The 21933-nt window shown below is 28.6% G+C and carries 16 protein-coding genes; 15 read left to right on the top strand and 1 reads right to left on the bottom strand.

Annotated elements, in window-relative coordinates:
* The first annotated feature begins 22 nt into the window (after positions 1-22).
* The 5 genes from fusA (at position 23) to pepF (ending at position 7323) form a co-directional block, all read left to right on the top strand.
* Positions 23-2092 carry an elongation factor G gene (fusA, locus tag SCANT_RS04930; protein ID WP_053946607.1) on the top strand — a complete coding sequence of 690 codons (2070 nt, stop codon included), beginning with the start codon at positions 23-25 and terminating at the stop codon, positions 2090-2092.
* Positions 2093-2207: 115 nt separating this feature from the next.
* Positions 2208-3395 (top strand): elongation factor Tu, encoded by a 1188-nt coding sequence (tuf, locus tag SCANT_RS04925; protein WP_053946606.1) that lies wholly within the window; start codon positions 2208-2210, stop codon positions 3393-3395.
* A gap of 70 nt (positions 3396-3465) precedes the next feature.
* On the top strand, positions 3466-4053 hold the full coding sequence (locus SCANT_RS04920) for a GIY-YIG nuclease family protein (RefSeq protein WP_053946605.1): 588 nt from the start codon (positions 3466-3468) through the stop codon (positions 4051-4053).
* 47 nt (positions 4054-4100) lie between these two features.
* Complete coding sequence (locus tag SCANT_RS04915) at positions 4101-5438, top strand: M17 family metallopeptidase (RefSeq protein WP_053946604.1); 1338 nt, start codon at positions 4101-4103, stop codon at positions 5436-5438.
* Positions 5439-5544: 106 nt separating this feature from the next.
* Positions 5545-7323: an oligoendopeptidase F gene (gene pepF / locus SCANT_RS04910; RefSeq protein WP_053946685.1), complete on the top strand. Its 1779-nt coding sequence runs from the start codon at positions 5545-5547 to the stop codon at positions 7321-7323.
* 21 nt (positions 7324-7344) lie between these two features.
* Here pepF and SCANT_RS04905 read toward each other — a convergent pair whose 3' ends face one another.
* Entirely contained in the window at positions 7345-8217 is an 873-nt protein-coding gene (locus SCANT_RS04905; protein WP_053946603.1) for an HAD-IIB family hydrolase, read from the bottom strand.
* 169 nt (positions 8218-8386) lie between these two features.
* Between SCANT_RS04905 and SCANT_RS04900 the strand changes: the two genes are divergently transcribed.
* The 10 genes from SCANT_RS04900 to SCANT_RS04855 all read left to right on the top strand — a co-directional run bounded on the left by SCANT_RS04900 (position 8387) and on the right by SCANT_RS04855 (position 21798).
* The gene (locus tag SCANT_RS04900; protein WP_053946602.1) at positions 8387-9382 is read left to right on the top strand and encodes a lipoate--protein ligase; all 996 of its coding nucleotides are present in this window, start codon (positions 8387-8389) and stop codon (positions 9380-9382) included.
* A gap of 8 nt (positions 9383-9390) precedes the next feature.
* Positions 9391-10503, top strand: a complete 1113-nt coding sequence (gene pdhA, locus SCANT_RS04895) for a pyruvate dehydrogenase (acetyl-transferring) E1 component subunit alpha (protein WP_053946601.1) — start codon at positions 9391-9393, stop codon at positions 10501-10503.
* The gene (locus tag SCANT_RS04890) at positions 10503-11492 is read left to right on the top strand and encodes an alpha-ketoacid dehydrogenase subunit beta (RefSeq protein ID WP_053946600.1); all 990 of its coding nucleotides are present in this window, start codon (positions 10503-10505) and stop codon (positions 11490-11492) included. The genes pdhA and SCANT_RS04890 overlap by 1 nt, the downstream gene beginning before the upstream one ends.
* 23 nt (positions 11493-11515) lie before the next feature.
* Positions 11516-12850: a dihydrolipoamide acetyltransferase family protein gene (locus tag SCANT_RS04885; RefSeq protein ID WP_053946599.1), complete on the top strand. Its 1335-nt coding sequence runs from the start codon at positions 11516-11518 to the stop codon at positions 12848-12850.
* 12 nt (positions 12851-12862) lie between these two features.
* On the top strand, positions 12863-14749 hold the full coding sequence (gene lpdA / locus SCANT_RS04880; protein ID WP_053946598.1) for a dihydrolipoyl dehydrogenase: 1887 nt from the start codon (positions 12863-12865) through the stop codon (positions 14747-14749).
* 126 nt (positions 14750-14875) lie between these two features.
* Entirely contained in the window at positions 14876-16417 is a 1542-nt protein-coding gene (gene guaA, locus SCANT_RS04875; protein WP_053946597.1) for a glutamine-hydrolyzing GMP synthase, read from the top strand.
* Positions 16418-16429: 12 nt separating this feature from the next.
* Positions 16430-17899, top strand: coding sequence for an IMP dehydrogenase (gene guaB, locus SCANT_RS04870; protein WP_053946596.1), 1470 nt, complete (start codon positions 16430-16432; stop codon positions 17897-17899).
* 59 nt (positions 17900-17958) lie between these two features.
* Positions 17959-18219, top strand: coding sequence for a hypothetical protein (locus tag SCANT_RS04865; RefSeq protein WP_053946595.1), 261 nt, complete (start codon positions 17959-17961; stop codon positions 18217-18219).
* A gap of 52 nt (positions 18220-18271) precedes the next feature.
* Positions 18272-20947, top strand: a complete 2676-nt coding sequence (alaS, locus tag SCANT_RS04860; RefSeq protein ID WP_053946594.1) for an alanine--tRNA ligase — start codon at positions 18272-18274, stop codon at positions 20945-20947.
* 122 nt (positions 20948-21069) lie between these two features.
* Entirely contained in the window at positions 21070-21798 is a 729-nt protein-coding gene (locus tag SCANT_RS04855; protein ID WP_053946593.1) for a hypothetical protein, read from the top strand.
* Positions 21799-21933: the final 135 nt, after the last annotated feature.

The following is a 21933-nucleotide window of genomic DNA, read 5'->3' as shown; positions in this document are numbered from 1 at the left end:
TAGAAAATAAGGAGAAAAGAATATGCCAAGAGAATATAGTTTAAATATGATTCGTAACTTTGGTATTATGGCTCATATTGATGCTGGTAAGACTACAACTACAGAACGTATTTTATTCCATACAGGTAGAATTCATAAAATTGGTGAAACTCACGAAGGTGAATCACAAATGGATTGAATGGCTCAGGAACAAGAACGTGGTATTACAATTACATCTGCTGCAACAACAGCATTTTGAGCAGATCACAGATTTAATATCATTGATACTCCTGGTCACGTTGACTTCACAGTTGAAGTTGAAAGATCATTAAGAGTTCTTGATGGAGCTGTAGCTGTTTTAGACGGTCAAAGTGGTGTTGAACCACAAACTGAAACTGTTTGAAGACAAGCAACAACATACAAAGTACCAAGAGTTGTTTTTGTTAACAAAATGGATAAAACTGGAGCTGATTTTTTATACTCAGTAAAAACAATTGGAGATAGATTGGGAGCAAAAGCTGCACCAATTCAATTACCAATTGGAGCAGAAGATCAATTCAGTGGAATTATTGATTTAGTTGAAATGAAAGCTTGAGGTTTTGATGGAGCAGCTGAAGAAATTGCTAAAGAAATTGAAATACCAGCTGATTTAAAAGATAGTGCAGTTCAACTAAGAGCACAATTAGTTGAAATGGCTGTTGAATATGATGAAGACTTGATGGTTAAATTTTTGGATGGTGGAGAAATTACAATTCCAGAATTAAAATCAGCAATTCGTAAAGGAGTAATATCTGCTGAATTTTTCCCAGTATTAGCTGGATCAGCATTTAAAAACAAAGGTGTTAAATTATTATTAGATGCTGTTGTTGATTACTTACCATCACCATTAGATGTTCCTTCAATTAAGGGAATCTTACCAAATGGAACAGAAGCTGAAAGAAAAGCTGCAGATGACCAACCATTTGCTGCGTTAGCTTTTAAAATTATGACTGATCCATTTGTTGGAAAGTTAACATTCTTTAGAGTTTACTCAGGGGTTTTAACAAAAGGTAGTTATGTATTAAACGCAACTAAAGATAAAAAAGAGCGTGTAGGACGTTTATTAAAAATGCATGCAAATAATCGTGAAGAAATTGATGAAGTTTATGCTGGAGATATTGCTGCAGCTGTTGGATTGAAAGATACAACAACTGGAGATACATTAACAGATGAAAAAAATGAGATTATCTTAGAATCAATGATATTCCCAGAACCAGTTATTCACTTAGCATTGGAACCAAAAACTAAAGCTGATCAAGAAAAATTAGGATTATCATTAAATAAATTGTCAGAAGAAGATCCAACTTTTAGAACTTTTACTGATGAAGAAACTGGACAAACAATTATTGCTGGAATGGGTGAATTACACCTTGATATTATTGTTGATCGTTTGAAAAGAGAATTCAAAGTTGAAACAAACGTTGGAGCACCTCAAGTTTCATATCGTGAAACAATTAAAGGTTCAGCAAAAGTTGAAGGTAAATATGTTAAACAATCAGGAGGACGTGGGCAATATGGTCACGTTGTGATTGAGTTTGAACCAAATCATGACAAAGGGTTTGAATGAATTGATAAAATTGTTGGGGGTAAAATCTCAAAAGAATATATCAATGCTGCAAGAGTGGGACTAGAAAATGCGTTACAAAATGGGGTTATTGCTGGATTCCCAATGATAGATGTAAAGGCAACAATAGTTGATGGATCATATCATGATGTCGATTCAAATGAGATGGCATATAAAATTGCTGCATCATTAGCATTAAAAGAGGCTGCGAAAAAAGTTAATCCAGTTCTTTTAGAACCAATTATGTCAGTTGAAGTTACTGTACCAGATGAATATTACGGAGATGTTATGGGTAACATTTCATCAAAACGTGGATTAATTGAAGGTTCAGAACAAAGAGGAAATGCACAAACAATTAAATCAAAAGTTCCTCTTTCAGAAATGTTTGGTTATGCAACTGAATTGCGTTCATTTACACAAGGGCGTGGAAATTATACAATGATTTTCAGTCATTATAATGAAGCACCAAAAAACATTGCTGAAGAAATTATTAAAAAACAAGGTAAATAGTACCTTATTATCAAATAAAAAAAGTATTGTACTTTAAACAAAATGTATTTATAATTATTAGGACACTTGGTCACAATAAATATAAATTAGAACCAAATGGAAGGAATGAAAAAACATGGCAAAAGAAGCATTTGACCGTAGTTTACCTCACGTTAACATTGGAACAATCGGACACGTTGACCACGGTAAAACTACATTAACAGCTGCAATCACAAAAGTATTAGCAGCAAAAGGTGGAGCAGAATTCAAAGATTACGCAAATATTGATAATGCACCAGAAGAAAGAGAAAGAGGTATTACAATTAATACTTCTCACGTTGAATATAAAACAGAAAAAAGACACTACGCTCACGTTGACTGTCCTGGTCACGCCGATTATGTTAAAAACATGATTACAGGAGCTGCACAAATGGATGGTGGAATCCTTGTTGTTGCTGCAACTGACGGACCAATGCCTCAAACAAGAGAACATATCTTATTATCAAGACAAGTTGGAGTACCAGCTATTGCAGTATTCTTAAATAAATGTGATATGGTAGATGACGAAGAATTAATTGATTTAGTTGAAATGGAAGTTAGAGATTTATTATCTGCATACGACTTTGATGGAGATGGAGCACCAGTTATTCGTGGATCAGCTTTAGGAGCATTAAATGGTGATGCAAAATGAGTTGCTAAAGTTGAAGAATTAATGGATGCTGTTGATGCATATATTCCAACACCAACTCGTGATAAAGAAAAAACTTTCTTAATGCCTGTAGAAGATGTATTTACAATTACAGGACGTGGAACAGTTGCAACTGGAAGAGTTGAAAGAGGAGTTGTTAAAGTTAACGACGAAATCGAAATTGTTGGATTAGTAGAAGATAGTAAAAAAGTTGTTGTTACAGGATTAGAAATGTTTAGAAAATTACTAGACTTTGCTGAAGCTGGAGATAATGTTGGAGCACTATTAAGAGGTGTTGATAGAGATAATATTGAACGTGGACAAGTTCTTGCAAAACCAGGAACAATTAAACCACATACAAAATTAAATGCATCAGTTTATGCTTTAACACAAGAAGAAGGTGGAAGACACAAACCATTCTTTAACAAATACCGTCCACAATTCTACTTTAGAACTACAGACGTTACTGGAGAAGTTCACTTACCAAGTGGAACAGACATGGTTATGCCTGGAGATAACGTTGAATTAGTTATTGAATTAATTAAACCAATTGCTGTTGAACAAGGTACAAAATTCTCAATCCGTGAGGGTGGAAGAACTATTGGTGCTGGAACAGTTGTTTCAATCGTTCAATAATTTAATTAATAATAAAACTTTCCCTAAGGGGAATTTTTTTAATTTATAATAATATTTAAGGGTGATTTTTATGGACTTAAAAGAACAATTTAAAATGATAACTAATATTAAAAATTCTAGAGATTTAAAATATAAGCCTTTATCAGAAAATTATTTACTGCACTTTATTAATAATTTATTAATGACTAGATCAAATTTTAATACTTTGGAATTAAATCAAACTAAATACAAAGTTTCAGGAACTTATCTTATGTATTCAATAGTAAATAATAAATTAAATTTTTGTTATGTTGGTGAATCTAGAAATATAATTAGTAGATTTAAACAACATGTTAATGGATTTAAAACTAGTAAAGAAAGATTTTATTCTAAACTTAGAACTAAGGTAAATGATATTGAAGATATTAGTTTTTTAATATTAGATCAAATAGATGATCAAAATGAGAGATTGATTAAAGAAACTTATTATATTTATTCAACAAAATCAAAGTTTTATTCTCTGAATACTAAATTGGTTAATAGAAAAATGAAATGCCCAAAAGGTCATGGTATGGTTAAAAGTTTTTTAAATTATGAAAAAAATATTGAAAAATTAAAATTAGTAATTTATGGAAAATGTACTAATAAAAAATGTAAGGAAACCTTTGTAATAAAGTAGTGTTAAAGATGTTATTATAATCTTGTAAATTAAAAAGGAGAATTAAAATGATAACAAGCAACAAAAAAGAATTTACATTAACTTTAAAGGCAGTTAACTCAAAAGATAAATTAAATGAGTTAGTTGTAAAAGAAAATGGAGTTACTTCATTAATTAGTGAAGACAAAACTTTATATTATTTTTTAAATGACAAGCCTTGTCTTAGAGAATTGGGAGATTCATTAGAAGCAATTATTAAATCAAATAAATATGACTTAAATGTTAATGTAGAGTCATTTGCATCAAAATTTAAAAGTGAAGAAGCTGCTTTTCAAAAAGTTGTAGAAACAATTATGTTTGCTGCACACAAAGAATTTGAAATGAAAGAAAAACAAGCAGAACCAAAATCAATAAATTTCTTATTTGATAAAAAATTTAATGCAATTTATGAAACTTCAGCAATTAAAATGGAATACTTAAATTTTGCAAGAGATTTACAAGACTTACCTCCAAATGTTGGTACTTCAGTAGAAATTGCAAATAGAATAGCTGCAAAAGCAAAAGAAATAAAAGAAATAAAAGTAACAGTTTATGACAAAAAGCAAATCGAATCAATGGGAATGGGTTTATTACTTTCAGTTAATGCTGGAAGTAGTATAGATCCAAGAGTAGTTGTATTGGAATATAATTCAGACTCTTCGCAAAAGAAAACAGCTTTAGTTGGTAAAGGAATTACTTTTGATACAGGGGGATATAATTTAAAACCTTCAAACTTTTTAGATAATATGAAATTTGATATGTCAGGAGCAGCAATTGTTTCTTCAACTGTTATGGCACTTGCAAAAGCAAAAGCAAAATGTAATGTTGTATCTATTGGATTACTAACAGATAACAGAATTGGTGGAAAAGCAACTTTAACTGAATCAGTAATAAAATCAATGAATGGTAAAACAGTTGAGATAACTAATACCGATGCAGAAGGTAGATTAGTATTAGCTGATGGAATTACTTATGCAGTAAGACAAGCAAAAGCTGATAGAGCAATTACTGTGGCAACTTTAACTGGAGCTATTGCAATTGCATTAGGAAGATGATTTACTGGAACTTTTTCAAAATTTGATGAATTCCATACTGAATTTGAAAATGCTTCTAAAAAAAGTCAAGAACCAATTTGAAGACAACCTGTAATTGGTGATCACTTAAAAGCAATGCAATGTTCAAAAATAGCAGATTTAGCAAATTCAGAACCAGGTAGAGAAGCAGGTTCATCAACAGCTGCAGCCTTTTTAGATTCTTTTGCTGAGGGAAAAGAATATATTCACTTGGATATAGCTGCAACAGCAGATGCAAATAAACGTGGTAGAGCACCGATGTTAAAAACAATGTTTGAATTACTAAAGAAATAAGAAGTAAAAAACAGAGAATAAATTAATTTCTCTGTTTTTTATTTATTAAAAAAATATTATCAAATATGAAATATAAGTTTTGCTTTTTATTCTATATAATAAAAATATGAAAAGAAAAGAAGCAAATGAAAAATATAAATGAGATTTTTCCCATTTATATAAAAATTTTGATAATTGAAAGATAGACTTAGATAGAGCTAAATTACTATCTGATAAAATTTTTAATTTAAAAGGAAAATTAGAAAACAAAACTTATTTTTTAGAGTATTTAGGTTTTGAAAAAGATATTGATTTAATTTTATCTAAATTAAATCAATATTCTCATTTAATTGATATCGATCAAACTAATAATGAAAATCAACATGTAAGCGCTTTGTTGGATAATTTTTATCAAGATTTAAATATTAAAAAAGCCTTTGTATTAAATGAATTAAAAGAAATAGGAGAATTAAAAATTCTTCAATGACTTAATGAAGAAAATAAAGAGGAATATAATTATTATTTTAAAACCTTTTTTAAATCTTCCAAATTTATATTATCAAAAACAGATGAAGAATTAATGAGTAAAGTTTCAAGAAGTAGAAATGCTGTTGGTAATCTATATGATTCTTTATCCTATGCTGATAAACAAAACTCAGTAATTGAATGAAATGGTAAACAACTAGAATTGAGCTTATCTTTGTATAAAGAAATAATGGAAAATTCTGATCCAATCAAAGATCAAGAAAAAAGAAGAGAAGCTAATGATTTATATTTTAAAAATTACTCTTCAAGAAAGCATAGTTTTGCAAAAATCTATGAAGCAATTATTCAAGTACAAAATGAAGATAAAAATGTTAGAAGTTATAATTCTATTTTGGAAATGAATTTATTTGATGACCAAGTTAGTGAAGAAATATATTTGAATTTAATTAAAGTTGGAAAGAGCACAATCAATTGCTTTAAAAAATATAATAAATTAATTAAAAGTATATATAATTTTGATAAGTTCTACTCGACAGATAGACTATTAAAAATATCAAAGGACTATAAAAGGGAATTTAGTGTTGATGAGGCAAAAGAAATTGTAATAAATTGCTTAAAAGTTTTAGGAAATGATTATCAAAGTAAATTAAATATTGCTTTAAAAGATTCTTTAATAGATTATTATGAAGATGAGAATAAATCCGATGGGGCATATTCCTCAGGGGGTAATGGTGTTGAACCAATAATATTAATGAATTGAGATTATAAATTGGGGTCAATTAGTACTTTAGTTCATGAAGTTGGTCATTCTGTTCATACCTTATTTGCAGATCAGTTTCAAAAATATCCATTAAATAATTATCCAATAATATTAGCTGAGGTTGCTTCAACTTTTAATGAGCATTTATTATTTGATTACTTATTTTCTTCAGCAAAAGATATTGAAGAAAAAAAATACTTACTTCAACAAAGAATTTTTGATTTAATCTCGACATTTTATAGACAAATTCAGTTTGCAGATTTTGAATATAGTGCTCATAAATTAATTGAAGATGGAAAACCAATTACAACAGAGAGTTTAAAGGATTTATTTTTACAAAAACAAAATGAATTTGGTTATGATCAATTTGATGATAAAGATGAACCAAATTATTCTTGACCCTATATATCTCACTTTTTTCAATCACCATTTTATGTATATAAATATGCACTTGATTTAGTTGCTAGTTTTAAATTATACAAGGATTTTAAAAATGGTAATAGTGAAATAATAACTGATTTCTTAAAATTAGGGGGTTCAAAACCACCATTAGAAATTTTAAAAGAAGTTGGTGTTGATTTTTTAAATGAGAATACATATAAACCTTTAATAGAAGAAATTAATAATCTTATAAAAGAATTAGAAAAAATTACAAAATAAAAAACTGGATAACCAGTTTTTTTAAACTTCCATTCCTCTTAAAAGTTTTTCAAGATATTCACCAAGCCCACCTTCATCGTTTGTAAGATTAGTAATTCCCGCTGCAATATTTTTTAAAGCCGTATTTCCGTTTTTCATAGCCACACCATAACCTACTTTTTGAACCATTTCATAGTCATTCATTTGATCTCCAAAAGCAATGACATCTCTAATATCTTTATTATAGTATTGTGCTAGAATATCGGCAACAAAACCTTTATTTACAATTTTGTTTGTTAGAGTAACCATTAACTTTGATGATTTACTTAAATTACCATAGACATTACCAGATTGAATTTTTATTGTGTTTTTAAATTTTTCTAATACTCTTAAAACATTATCTTTATTATCTTCAGTATCTATAAATAAAACAACGTTTGTAGCAGAACCCTCTCAATGTTTATATGGGTCAATAATTTTATATTCATCGTCATCAACATCGTCTAGATGAAAAAAGTTTTCAATAAATTCATTCTTTTCTTTTACCATTGCTTTATTATATGACTCAATTAGTATGTTTGAAGTACTTGATTTAATAATAGGGTGTAACATTATTTCTTTAACAACATCTTCACTAATAGGAAAAACAATTCTTTTAAATTTCATTGATACTGGGTCATGAATATGAGCTCCATCAAAATTTGTTAAAAGGGTAGTTAATCCTAGTTCATTAAAAAAACGAATACTTGCTCTATGAGGCCTTCCTGTTATTATACAAACCTTATGGTCATTTTTTGTTGCATTAATTAATGCTTTTTTTGTAATTGGATGAATTTCTTCACCATTAGACATTAAAGTTGTACCGTCTAAATCTATTAAAATTAATCTCTTTTTTGATAAGTGTTGTAATTGCATAATTGCCTCCTTTACCTATTAATTATATCTTTTTTTAATTGATTTCCTTTGATAAATCAAGGGAATTAAGAATGGAAAAATTTAGAAAATAATTTTCTTTATTTAAAAAATTTCCTCAAAATGAGGATAAATGCCTTAGAATATAGTTGTATAGAAGGGAAGTATCAAAATGTTTATATATAAAACTTCTTGTGTTGACCCAGCGTTTAATTTAGCAACAGAAGAATACTTTGTAAAAACTAGAAAATACTCAGAACCAATTCTTTTTTTATGACAAAATGATAACACAATTGTGGTTGGAAGAAATCAAAATGCTGCTTGAGAAATTAATCTTCAAAACGCTCAAAAAGATTCTGTTAATATTGTTAGAAGAAATAGTGGTGGGGGTACAGTTTTTCATGACTTAGGAAATATGAATTTTAGCATTATTTATACAGATTTAGAAAATAAAGGTGTTTCTTTATTTTCAACAATGCTAGAACCTGTAATTAAAACTCTTAATGAGTTAGGTGTTCCTGCAAAGTTTTCTGGAAGAAATGATATTGAACTAAATGGTAAAAAGATATCTGGAAATGCTATGTGAAAGTATGAAGATAGATTTTTGCAACATGGAACAATATTATTTAATGCAAATTTAGATAAGTTGACTAATTATTTAACTGTTGATAGAGCCAAAATTCTTTCAAAGAATATTCAATCTATTGCAGCAAGGGTTACAAACATAAATTCTGAAGTAAAAAATAAAATTGATATTGAAGCTTTTATGAATAAATTAATTGAGACTTATAAAAAGTCAGATGAAATCAAAACAATTAATTTAAGCGAAGATGAAATAAAGGAAATAACTAATCTTAGCAAAGAGAAATTTAAAAATTCAGATTGAAATTATGCAAAGAATGCTGATTTTGATTATAGAAATAAACAAAGATTAGAAGGAAAAGGATCTATTGAAGCTCTTTTAAGAATTGAAAAGGGAATCATTAAAGATGCAAAATTCTATGGAGATTTTTTAGGTTTTCAAGGAACTGAAGAACTTGAAAATAAATTAGTAAATTTAAAATATGAAACGTTTGTTTTAGAAGATGTGTTAAATAAGTCAGATATCAAAAATATTTTTGGAGAAAACTTCACAAGTAAGGATATACTAGACTTATTAATACAATAGGAGGAAAAATGAAATTTATAGGAAAATTTGATCCATTAAAAGACGAAGTAGTTCGTATTATGGATAAGAACGGAAAAATTATTGATGAAAAATTAGTGCCAAAAATGACAGACAAAGAGCTAATAGATGCATATTCATTAATGAATCTTTCAAGAAGACAAGATGACTTCCAAAATAAAGCACAAAGACAAGGAAGATTATTATCATTTCTTTCTTCAACAGGGCAAGAAGCATCTGAAATAGGATATACTTTGCCCTTAATTAAAGGAAAAGATTGATTCTCATCAGGATATAGAAATAATGCTGCATGATTAAGTGTTGGAATGCCAATGAGAAATATCATGCTTTATTGAATGGGAAATGAATATGGTGGGCAATCACCAAAAGGTGTTAATTCTTTACCACCAAATATTATTATTGGTTCTCAATTTTCACATGCAACAGGAATTGCTTTTGCTGAAAAATATAGAGGAACAGGTGGAGTTGCTGTAACAACAACAGGTGATGGTGGAATGAGTGAAGGTGAAACTTATGAAGCAATGAACTTTGCAAAAATTCATGAACTACCAGTTATTTTCATTTGTGAAAATAATAAATGAGCTATTTCTACACCATATAAAAAATCTACAAAGTCATTAAATATTGCTGTAAAAGGTATTGCAACAGGAATGCCTTCAATTAAAGTTGATGGAAATGATTTACTTGCAGTTTATGCTGTTGCAAAAGAAGCAGTTGAACATGCAAGAAGTGGTAAAGGTCCTGTATTTATTGAATGTGATACATATAGATTAGGAGCTCACTCATCTTCAGATAATCCAGATATTTATAGACCAAAAGCTGAATTTGAAGAAGCACTTAAATCAGATCCACTAATAAGAATGAAAAAATACTTAATTGATAAAAAAATCTGAACCGATAAAAAACAAGAAGCTTTAGATAAAAAACAAGATGAATTTATTAGAGCTGAGTTTGACTGAGCTGAAGCAAATAAATCATATGAATTAGAAGATGTTTTCAACTTCCAATTTGCTGAAAAAACTCCAGATTTAGAAAAACAATATAAAGAAGCAAAAGAATTTTTTGCTAAATATCCAGAAGTAGCTAAGGGAGGACACCACTAATGAAGGTTTTAAATAATGTTAAAGCAGTTTCAGAAGCACTTGAAGTTGCGATGGAAAAATGAGATGACGTTGTTGTTTATGGAGAAGATGCTGGTTATGAAGGTGGAGTTTTTAGAGCAACAGAAGGGCTTCAAGCTAAGTTTGGAGAAAAAAGATGTTTTGATGCTCCAATTTCTGAAGCTGTCTTTGCTGGTGTAGCTATTGGTATGGCAGTAAATAAAATGAAACCAGTTGTAGAATTACAATTTGAAGGTCTAGGTTGACCATCATTACAAAATATTTTAGGACATATGGGAAGAATGAGAAATAGAACAAGAGGGAAATACCCAACACCAGTTGTTATAAGAATGCCAATGGGTGGTGGAATTAGAGCTCTTGAATTACACTCTGAAGCTATGGAAGCAATGTATGCACATACTCCAGGTATTAAAGTAGTTTGTCCTTCAACACCTTATGATACAAAAGGTTTAATTTTAGCAGCAATTGAATCACCAGATCCAGTTATTGTTTTTGAACCAACAAAATTATATAGAGCCTTTAAACAAGAAGTTCCTGAGGGATTCTATACTGTTGAAATAGGTAAAGCGTTTAAAATTCAAGAAGGAAATGACTTAACTGTTGTTACATATGGAGCTCAAACAGTTGATTGTCAAAAGGCAATTGATGAATTGGAAGAAAAAAATCCCGATGTTACAATTGAATTAATTGATTTACGTTCAATTCAACCATGAGATAAAGAAATGATTTTTGAATCAGTTAAAAAAACAGGAAGATTGTTAGTTGTCCATGAAGCAATCAGATCATTTTCAGTTTCAGCAGAAATTATTGCTTCAGTAAATGAAGAATGTTTCGAATATTTAAAAGCTCCATCAATGAGATGTACAGGATATGACATTGTTATACCTTTTGATTCAGGTGAAGCTTACCACCAACCTCATCCAAAAAAAATACTTGTTAAAATGGAAGAAATCTTAAATTACAAATTTTAGAGACTAATAGGAGAATTAGAAATATGTTTAAAGTAAAATTCGCAGATATTGGAGAAGGTTTAACAGAAGGTACAGTTACTGAAGTTCTTGTAAAAGTTGGAGATCAAGTTAAAATGGGAGATGCTCTTTTTAATGTTGAAACTGATAAAGTGACTTCAGATATTTATGCACCAGTTGATGGTAAAGTTGCAACAATCTTAATTGCTGCAAATCAAGAAATTAAAGTTGGACAAGTTGTTGTTGAAATTGATGATGGTAAAGGTGATGCTCCAAAAGAAGCAACAAAAGCAAAAGCAGAACCTGCTGAAGAAAATGCATCAGTTGTTGGTGCAACACCAGTTTCAAATGAAGTTATTTCAAGAAAAGCTAGAGAAGTTGCACCAAAAGCAAATATTGTTTCTCAAGCAAGTATTATTGATAATAGTAATGTTGATGTTAAAGCATCACCATTAGCAAGAAAAGTTGCAGCTGTTATGGGTGTTGATCTTTCTAAAGTTAGTCCATCTGGACCTAATAATAGAATTTTAGTTTCTGATGTTGAAGGTTTTGCTGCAAATCCACAAATGGCTTCACCTGCAATACAATCAGCTGGTCCAGGCCCAAAAGGTGCAGCAATAGATTACTCAAATCCATTAATTTCAGTTCCTGAAATTAATGAACCATTAACTTTTGAATCAAAACCATGAAATCCAATTAGAAAAGCAACTGTTAAAGCAATGACAACAGCTCATGAAAAAGTTGCTGGATTTACAGGATTGAGAAACTTAGATGTTACTGAATTAGTAAATATTAGAAAACAACTTAAAGGTCATGCAGATTCACTTAGAGTTAAATTAACTTATTTAGCTTTTATTATTAAAGCAAGCGCTAATGCACTAAGAGATATGCCAAATTTAAATGTAAGAATTGATGAAGAAAATAAAGCAATAAAATTTGCGCAACAAATTAATATTGGTATGGCTTGTGATACACCTGATGGTTTAATGGTTCCTGTTATTCGTGGAGCTGATAAATTAAGTGTTTTACAAATTGCTGTAAAAATAAATGACTTAGCCATTAAAGCAAGAAATAAAAAGCTTTCAGCAAGTGAAATGAGTGGAGCAACATTCACAGTAACCAATTTTGGAGCTGTTGGATTAGATTATGCTACACCAATTGTTAACTTCCCAGAAGCAGCTATTTTAGGTGTTGGTACAATTACAAGAGCACCTGGAGTAATTAAAGAAGAAATTGAAATTAGAGACTATATGCCTTTTTCAATAACTGCAGATCACAAAGTAATTGATGGAGCAGATGCAGGAAGATTTTTAACAAGAGTAGCATACTACTTACAAAATCCTGCAACTCTGTTAGTTTAGGAGACTAGAAATATGTTTAAAGTAAAATTCGCAGATATTGGAGAAGGTTTAACAGAAGGTACAGTTACTGAAGTTCTTGTAAAAGTTGGAGATCAAGTTAAAATGGGAGATGCTCTTTTTAATGTTGAAACTGATAAAGTAACTTCAGATATTTATGCACCAGTTGATGGTAAAGTTGCAACAATCTTAATTGCTGCAAATCAAGAAATTAAAGTTGGACAAGTTGTTGTTGAAATTGATGATGGTAAAGGTGATGCTCCAAAAGAAGCAACAAAAGCAAAATCAGAACCAGTTGAAGAAAATGCATCAGTTGTTGGTGCAACACCAGTTTCAAATGATCTTCTTTCAAGAGGGAGAGCAAGAACGGTTCCACCAAAAAGATCAGCTGTAGAAACTATTGTAAATGCTGTAAATAATGTTAATATGTCAGGATTAACTCAAGGCAAAGGTGGACCTTTAAAACCTGCTCCTAAATTTAATTCAACAAAACCAGAAAATCACTATGAAGTAATAGTAATTGGAGCTGGAGTTGGAGGTTATGTTGCAGCAATTAAATGTGCTCAACTAGGATTAAAAACATTAATTATTGAAAAAGGTAATTATGGTGGAGTTTGTTTAAATATTGGTTGTATACCAACTAAGACATTATTAAAATCAGCATATTTATATGAGCAAATTACAAAACGTGCTGATAAGTATGGAATTAAAGTTGATTTGACTGGAGTTAAAGCTGACTGAAAAGCAATTCAAGCTAGAAAAGATGATGTTGTTAATAAATTAACAACTGGAGTTAAAGGTCTTTTGAAAAAAAATAAAGTTACAGCTATTGAAGGTTCAGCTAAAGCAATTGATAAAAATACTGTAAGTGTAAATGGTAAAAAATATACTTGTGATAATTTAATTGTTGCAACTGGAAGTGTACCAAATCACTTTAATTTACCAGGAGCAAAAGAAGCAATTGAATCAGGTTGATTAATTGATTCAACAGGAGCATTAGCACTTCCTAAAATTCCAAAAGAATTAGTTATTATTGGTGGAGGAGTTATTGGGATTGAATTTGCTTGTGTTTACAAAAGATTGGGAACAAAAGTTACAGTATTACAATTCTTACCAACAATATTAGAAATGTTAGACAGTGATGTTTCAAAAGAAATGACAAAAGAATTATTATCTAGAGGAAACTTAGAAATAATTTATGGAGTTAATACAAAATCTTTTGGTAAAAAAGAAGTTGTTTATGAAAAAGATGGTAAAGAATATAAAATTAAAGCAGATTATTGTTTACAATCAGTGGGGCGTAAAGTTGTAACAGAAGGTTTTGAAAAAATAGGTTTAGAAATGAACGAAAGAGGCCACATTAATGTTAATGAATATTGTGAAACAAACATTGATGGAGTTTATTCAATTGGAGATGTTACAGGAAAAATGATGTTAGCTCATGTGGCTTCTCATCAAGGTATTATTGCAGCAAATAGAATTGCAAAAAGATTAGGCAACGAACATGCTGAAGATTTAACTATGAACTTTGATAGAGTTCCAAGTTGTATTTATACTTATCCAGAAGTAGCTTGTGTTGGTAAAACAGAAGATGAATTAAAAAAATCTGGAACAGACTACAAAGTTTATAAATTCCCATTTGCAGCTATTGGTAAAGCACTTGCTGATGGTAATACAGGAGGGTTTGTTAAATTAATTTGTGAACCTAAATATAAACAAGTTTTAGGATGTCATATTATTTCAAATACAGCAACAGATATGATTTCAGAAATTACAACTGTTATGGAATCTGAAGCTACAATTAGTGAAATTGCAAGAGCTATTCATCCTCACCCATCATTGAGTGAAGCTATTGGTGAAGCAGCTGAAGCATTAGAATCAGGAAAACCAATTAACTTTTAAAAATTTAATAAATATTAAAACACCATTATATAAACTAGTATTACTAGAAAATATAATGGTGTTTTTTTGATGTATAATAAAAGGAAAACTTGAAGTGTTTTATTAAAATAGTTAGAGGTTAAGAAAATGTTAAATACGCAAATACTTATTTTAGATTTTGGAAGTCAATATACTCAATTACTAGCAAGAAGAGTTAGAAATTTAAATGTTTATGCTGAAGTAATTCCTTTTGATAAAACAAAAGCCGATTTAGAAAAATATCATAATTTAAAAGCAATTATACTTTCTGGTGGTCCCAATAGTGTATATCTGAATGAAGCTTATAAAATTGATAAGGAAATATTTAATCTTGGGGTTCCAATATTGGGTGTTTGCTATGGAATGCAATTAATTACAGAAATGTTTGGTGGAAAAGTTGAGCTAGCTGATTCACAAGAATTTGGTAAAGCTAAATTATATATTGACGATGTCAAAAGTTTATTGTTTAAAAAAGTTAGTCAAAATTCACAAGTATGAATGAGTCACGCAGATCACTTAACAAAAATGCCTGAAGGCTTTAAACAAATTGCTCATTCTGATTCATCAGTTGCGGGGATTTCAAATGAAAAATTAAAAGTTTATGGGATTCAATTTCACGCAGAAGTGACTCACTCTGAACAAGGAATTCAAATGTTAAAAAACTTTATTTTTGATATTTCAAAATGTAAAGCTGATTGAGAAATGAAAGAATTTATTGAAAATAAAATAAAATCAATAAAAGAAATTGTTGGAAAAGAGCAAGTTATTTTAGGTTTATCTGGAGGAGTTGACTCTTCAGTGGCAGCTGCATTAATCTCTAAAGCAATTGGAAAGCAATTAAAATGTATTTTAGTTGATACTGGTTTGTTAAGAAAAGATGAAGCAAAAAAAGTAATGGATTTATATAATAAAGAATTTGAAATGGATATTAAGTTAGTTGATGCTAGCAATGAATTTTATAAAGCATTAAAGGGTCAAGTTGACCCAGAAGATAAAAGAAAAACTATTGGTAAAAAATTTATTGAAGTGTTTAGTGAACAGGCAAGACAAATGCAAGGAGCAAAATTTCTTGCTCAAGGAACAATTTACCCAGACGTAATTGAGTCATCAAGCAATGGCCATGTTTCAAAAACTATTAAATCACATCATAATGTGGGAGGACTGCCAGATGACTTAAAATTTGAATTATTAGAACCACTAAGAGAATTATTCAAAGATGAAGTTAGAGCAGTTGGAAAAGAATTGGGAATTCCTGACCTTATGATTAATCGTCATCCCTTTCCTGGACCTGGTCTTGGAGTTAGAGTTATTGGAGAAGTTACAAAAGAAAAATGTGAAATCTTAAAAGAGGCTGATGATATTTTTATTAATAACTTAATTGAAGCAAATTTATATAATGAAGTATCTCAAGCTTTTGTAACATTATTGCCAGTAAAAACGGTTGGTGTAATGGGTGATAATAGAACTTATGATTATGTAGTTGCTTTAAGAAGTGTTAATACAATTGACTTTATGACAGCTTCTAGTACACATTTACCTTGGGAATTTTTAGATAAAGTTGTTAATGAAATTATTAATAAAGTTGATGGAGTTAATCGAGTTGTTTATGATATAACTTCAAAACCACCTGGAACAATAGAATGAGAGTAGAGGAAAATTTATATGAATAAAAATGATTTGAATGGAAAAATAATTAGTGAAGGAATTACTTTTGATGATGTTTTATTAGTACCAAGATACTCTGAAGTATTGCCTAATGATGTTTGTTTAAAAACAAAATTAACAAAAAATATAGAACTTAATATTCCGATAATAAGTTCAGCTATGGATACTGTCACTGAATCAAAACTTGCAATTGAAATGGCAAGATGTGGTGGTATTGGAATTATTCATAAAAATTTATCAATAGAAGAACAATCTTTAGAAGTTCAAAAAGTTAAAAGAAATGAATCAGGGTTTATAACTGACCCAATTACAATTACAAAAGAAACAATTGTTCAAGAAGCCAACGAGATTATGGCTACTTACAAAATCTCTGGTTTACCTGTTGTAGATAATGATGGAAAACTAATTGGAATTTTAACCAATAGAGATTTAAAATATTTTGAAGATTTTCAAGCAAAAGTAGATGTTATTATGACAAAGGAAAATTTAATTACAGGTAATCCCTCAACTACTTTAGAACAAGCAAAAGCAGTTCTATTAAAAAATAGAATTGAAAAATTGCCAATTGTTGATGCAAATAATACATTAGTTGGTTTAATTACAACAAAAGATATTGATAAAGCAATTGATCATCCAAATGCATGTAAAGATGAAAAGGGAAGATTAAGAGTTGGTGCAGCTGTTGGAGTTGGTGAAGACTATATGCATAGAGTTGATGAACTTGTAAAAGCCCAAGCAGATGTTATAGTAATTGATTCAGCACACGGTCACAGTAAAGGAATTATTGATGTAATTAAAGCAATTAGAACTAAGTATAAAGATTTAGAAATAATTGCAGGAAATGTTTGTACTGCCCAAGGTGCAGAAGCACTTTATAAAGCAGGAGCAAATGGAATAAAAGTTGGAGTTGGTCCTGGAAGTATTTGTACAACAAGAGTTGTAGCAGGAGTTGGAGTTCCCCAAATAACTGCAATTAATGATGTTTTTAATTGAGCAAAAGATAAAGATATAACAATTATTGCTGATGGAGGAGTAAAATACTCAGGAGACATTGTAAAAGCACTTGCAGCAGGTGCACATAGTGTTATGATGGGAAGTATTTTTGCAGGAACTGAAGAATCACCAGGAGAAGAAATTATTGCCAATGGTAAAAAATACAAAACTTATGTTGGTATGGGTTCACTTGTCGCTATGAAAAGAGGAAGTAGTGATCGATATTTCCAAAAAGGAGCAAAAAAATTAGTACCCGAAGGTATTGAAGCAAGAGTACCTTTTAAAGGAAAAATGAGAGAAGTGGTTTTCCAATTAATGGGTGGTTTAAAAAGTGGAATGGGTTACACTGGAAGCAAAGGTATTGAAGAACTTCGTTTAGAAACTAAATTTGTTAAAATTACAAATGCTAGTTTAAAAGAGAGTCACCCTCATGATGTGGAACTTACAAAAGAAGCTCCAAACTATAATAAGTAAAGTTGGTTCAATATATGAGCCTTTTATTTTGCAAGTTAAATAGAAATGAGAATTTATTTATGAAAAAAATTGAATTAGATGATATTGCCAAAAATGCTTGAAGTAATGCATTACTTTGCCAATGTGGTCACGAAAAAGATAATTTAGATATTCATAGAATTTGTTTAGTTTGTTTGGAAATTATGGATTATAATGAACATTATTCAAAAAAAGATGCTAAGCAACCTTGAAATATTAAATTTTATAATAATGATAATTATAATTTAGTTGAATTTAGTGGTATTACAATGGCAGTTCATAAGGATTGCTTTATAAAATAATTTTAATAGTTCTATGCTAAAATTATTTTGTTATCCCTAAGGAGAGAAAAAAATGAAGAAACTTTCTGCAAATGAAATTAGAAAAATGTGATTGGATTTTTTTAAATCAAAAAACCATTATTTTTTAGAACCTGTTAGTTTAGTTCCAGTTGAAGATCCAAGCTTATTGTGAATAAATTCTGGAGTTGCTACTTTGAAACCATATTTTGATGGAAGAATGAATCCACCATCACCAAGATTAACAAACTCTCAAAAATCTATTAGAACAAATGATATTGAAAATGTTGGAGTTACAGCACGTCACCAAACAATGTTTGAAATGTTAGGTAATTTTTCAATTGGAGATTACTTTAAAAAAGAAGCTATTGAATTTGCATGAGAACTTTTAACTTCTCCAAAATGATTTGATATAGATCCAGAACTATTATATATAACAGTTTTTAATGAAGATAAAGAAGCATATGATGTATGGACAAAAATTATTAAAATTAAAGAAGACCATATTTTTAAAGGAACAAGAGAAACAAACTTTTGAGATGTAGGCCAAGGGCCATGTGGACCAAATACAGAAATATTTTTTGATCGTGGTGAAAAATGAGATCCCAAAAAAATCGGTTCAAAACTTTTAAAAGATGATATTGAAAATGATCGTTATATTGAAATTTGAAATATTGTATTTTCACAATTTAATAATGATGGTAATAATAATTACACTGAATTACCACGAAAAAATATTGATACGGGAGCAGGATTTGAAAGATTAGTTTCAATCTTTCAAGATGCCCCAACAAATTTTGAAACTGATATCTTTTTCCCAACAATTAAACAAGTAGAAAAAATGTGTAGTAAAGAATTTAAATATTCTATTGATAATTATTATAATGAAAATAAAGAGCAAACAAAAATTAATACAGGTTTTAAAGTAATTGCAGATCATGTAAGAGCAGTTGTTTTTGCAATAAGTGATGGAGTTTTTCCTGGCAATAAAGATAGAGGTTATATTATAAGAAGACTTATAAGAAGAAGTTCTGTTTATGGAAGAAAACTAGGCATTAAAGAAGCATTTTTATATAAATTAGTAGATAAAGTAATAGAAGCTATGAAAAACTTTTATCCTTATTTAATTGAAAAAAAAGATATTGTTAAAGAAGTGATTAAACAAGAAGAATTAAGATTTTTAAAAACACTTTCAAAAGGTTATGAGCACTTAGAATCTATTATAAAAACAGAAAAAAAAGTAAGTGGTAAAAATGCTTTATTACTTTTTGAATCATTTGGTTTTCCAATTGAATTGACTACAGAAATAGCAACTCAGGCAAATGTTAAAATTGATTTAAAAGGCTATGAGAAACTTTTAGAAGAAACAAAAGAATTAGCAAGAAGTTCAAGAAAAGATGATAAAGCTTGGAACAAACAATCAGCAATATTGACAGGGTTAAAAGAAGAAAGTGAATTTGTGGGTTATGATTTAGAAGAGTGTGATTCAAAAATTAATTTTATTTTTGAAGATGAATCAAAATTACAATCAGCAACAAATCAAGTTGTATTTATAACTTTAACAAAGACACCATTTTATGCTGAAAAAGGTGGTCAAGCTGCAGACAATGGTTATTTAATTGATAAGCAAGAAAATCGTCACTTAGTAATGGATGTAAAAAATGGTCCTAATGGACAACATATACATAAAGTTCAAGTAAATGGAACTTTAAAAATTGGAGATATTGTGAAAGCCTCAATTGATAGTGAAAAGCGCTTTTATACAATGAAAAATCACTCAGGAACACATATTTTACAAGCAGCAATTCAAGAAATACTTGGCAAAGAAGCGTTACAAAATGGTAGTTATAATGATGAAAATGGTTTAAGAATTGATATTTCTTATAACAGATTGCCAACTGTAGATGAACTTGCAAAAATTCATTCAGTTATAGCAAGAGAAATAAATAATAAAATTCCTAGAGAAATTATCTATTGTTCTTTAAAAGAAGCCATAGATAAACATAAAGCTTTAGCATTATTTACAGAAAAATATGGTGAAAATGTTAGAGTAATTAAATTTGGATCATTTTCTTGTGAACTTTGTGGGGGGACTCATGTTGCCAATACAAAAGATATAGAAGACTTATTAATTACTAATGTAGAATCTAAAGGTAGTGGTGTATTTAGATATCACGCAGTAACTAGTCATAAAGAAGTAGTGAACTATTTAAACGAGCAGTTCACTAAACAAAAATTAGAAATTCAAACTTTAATTGATAAATTTAATAATTTTAAATTAAAAGTAAAAAATAAGACAATTGAAACTCAAATTAATGAGATTATGTCCTTAAAAGTGAATAAAGAAAATGTAATAGTTATAAAACAAAAAGTAAATGATTTGAAAAACTTATTTAAAATATATCAAAGAGAAATTGAAGAATTATTAATTGAAGAGAAATTATCACAGTATTCAGATATTAGTCCAATTAAAAAAGACAATATTAATTGAATTGAATTAGAAACTAATAACCTTGAAATGAAGGAAATGAAATCTCTTTCAGATAAATTGCAAAATAAATTTGACAACTTAATTATTATGCTTTGAAATATAAAAGAAAAGGTTTTAGTAGTATCAGTAAATGAAGCAATTGCAAAGGATAATAGTGCAATTGAATTATTTAATAATAATAAAAAATTTAAAGTAAAGGGTGGAGGAAATAGTACCTTTGCCCAAGGTAAAATTATTTAACTTTACTTATATAAAGAAAAAAACAATAATAGTATATTTAAAAAAGTTTTTATGAAATTTTTTTTAAAAGTTATTGTTTTTTTTTTTTTTTTATCAACTATAATTAAAAAGTGAGGAAAATAATGAAGAAGATAAAGAATAATTTAAATTTAATAGTTATATTTATTTTGCTTTTTTTAACATTTCCAATTCAGAATATTTTAAATCAAAAAACTAATATAATTATTTTATCTTTATTTGTTAATATAACTTTAATAATAATTTCTCTATATTTTATAACTGTTTTTATTTCAAATCTATTAAGATATATTGAAAAATATAATGACGAAGTGTCAAAGAAAAACTTAATAAGTATGAGTTTATTGAATAATAATTATAAGTTTTATATAACAATGTTAGTTACATTTTTATTTTTTATTTTTTCAATAACGCAAACTTACATATCAATTGAAAGAACAACAATAATATCAATGGAGGTTTATTGATGAACGAATTATAAATTTCATAAAATTATAAATTTAGATTACATAAATATTTTATTCTTTACTCAATTTCTTTTAATAAGTTCACTTTTACTATATTCATTTTTCTATATTGTTTTCTTTTCTTTTATTTATTCAGTAATAAAAATTGTTTCAAAATCAAATGAGGATTTAAATAATCTTATTTATAAAAAATCTACTAAATTAAATTTATTTTTAAAAATGTTTATTAAGTATTTAATTTTTATTAAACTAAGCTCTAAAAAAATTAAAAATAGCTGAAAAGAAATAATAATTTTAATTAGCAATATTAAATCAGAGGAATTGAAAACTTTTAAAAAGGCAACAACTCCTCCGCTATATTTGTAATTAAAGTTTTTAGTGTTTCCAAAAATAAGCTTTTAGATATTATTAAAAATGGACAAAATTCTAAAAGAAAATACAGAGTGAAAAAGTAAATTTAATTGTTAGAAAATAACATTTAATAGCACAATAACTCAAAAC

Source organism: Spiroplasma cantharicola (assembly GCF_001281045.1).
In the GTDB taxonomy this organism is placed as follows: domain Bacteria; phylum Bacillota_I; class Bacilli_A; order Mycoplasmatales; family Mycoplasmataceae; genus Spiroplasma_A; species Spiroplasma_A cantharicola.
Note: the sequence above shows the minus strand (reverse complement) of the source record. Positions and strands in the feature narration are given on the sequence as shown.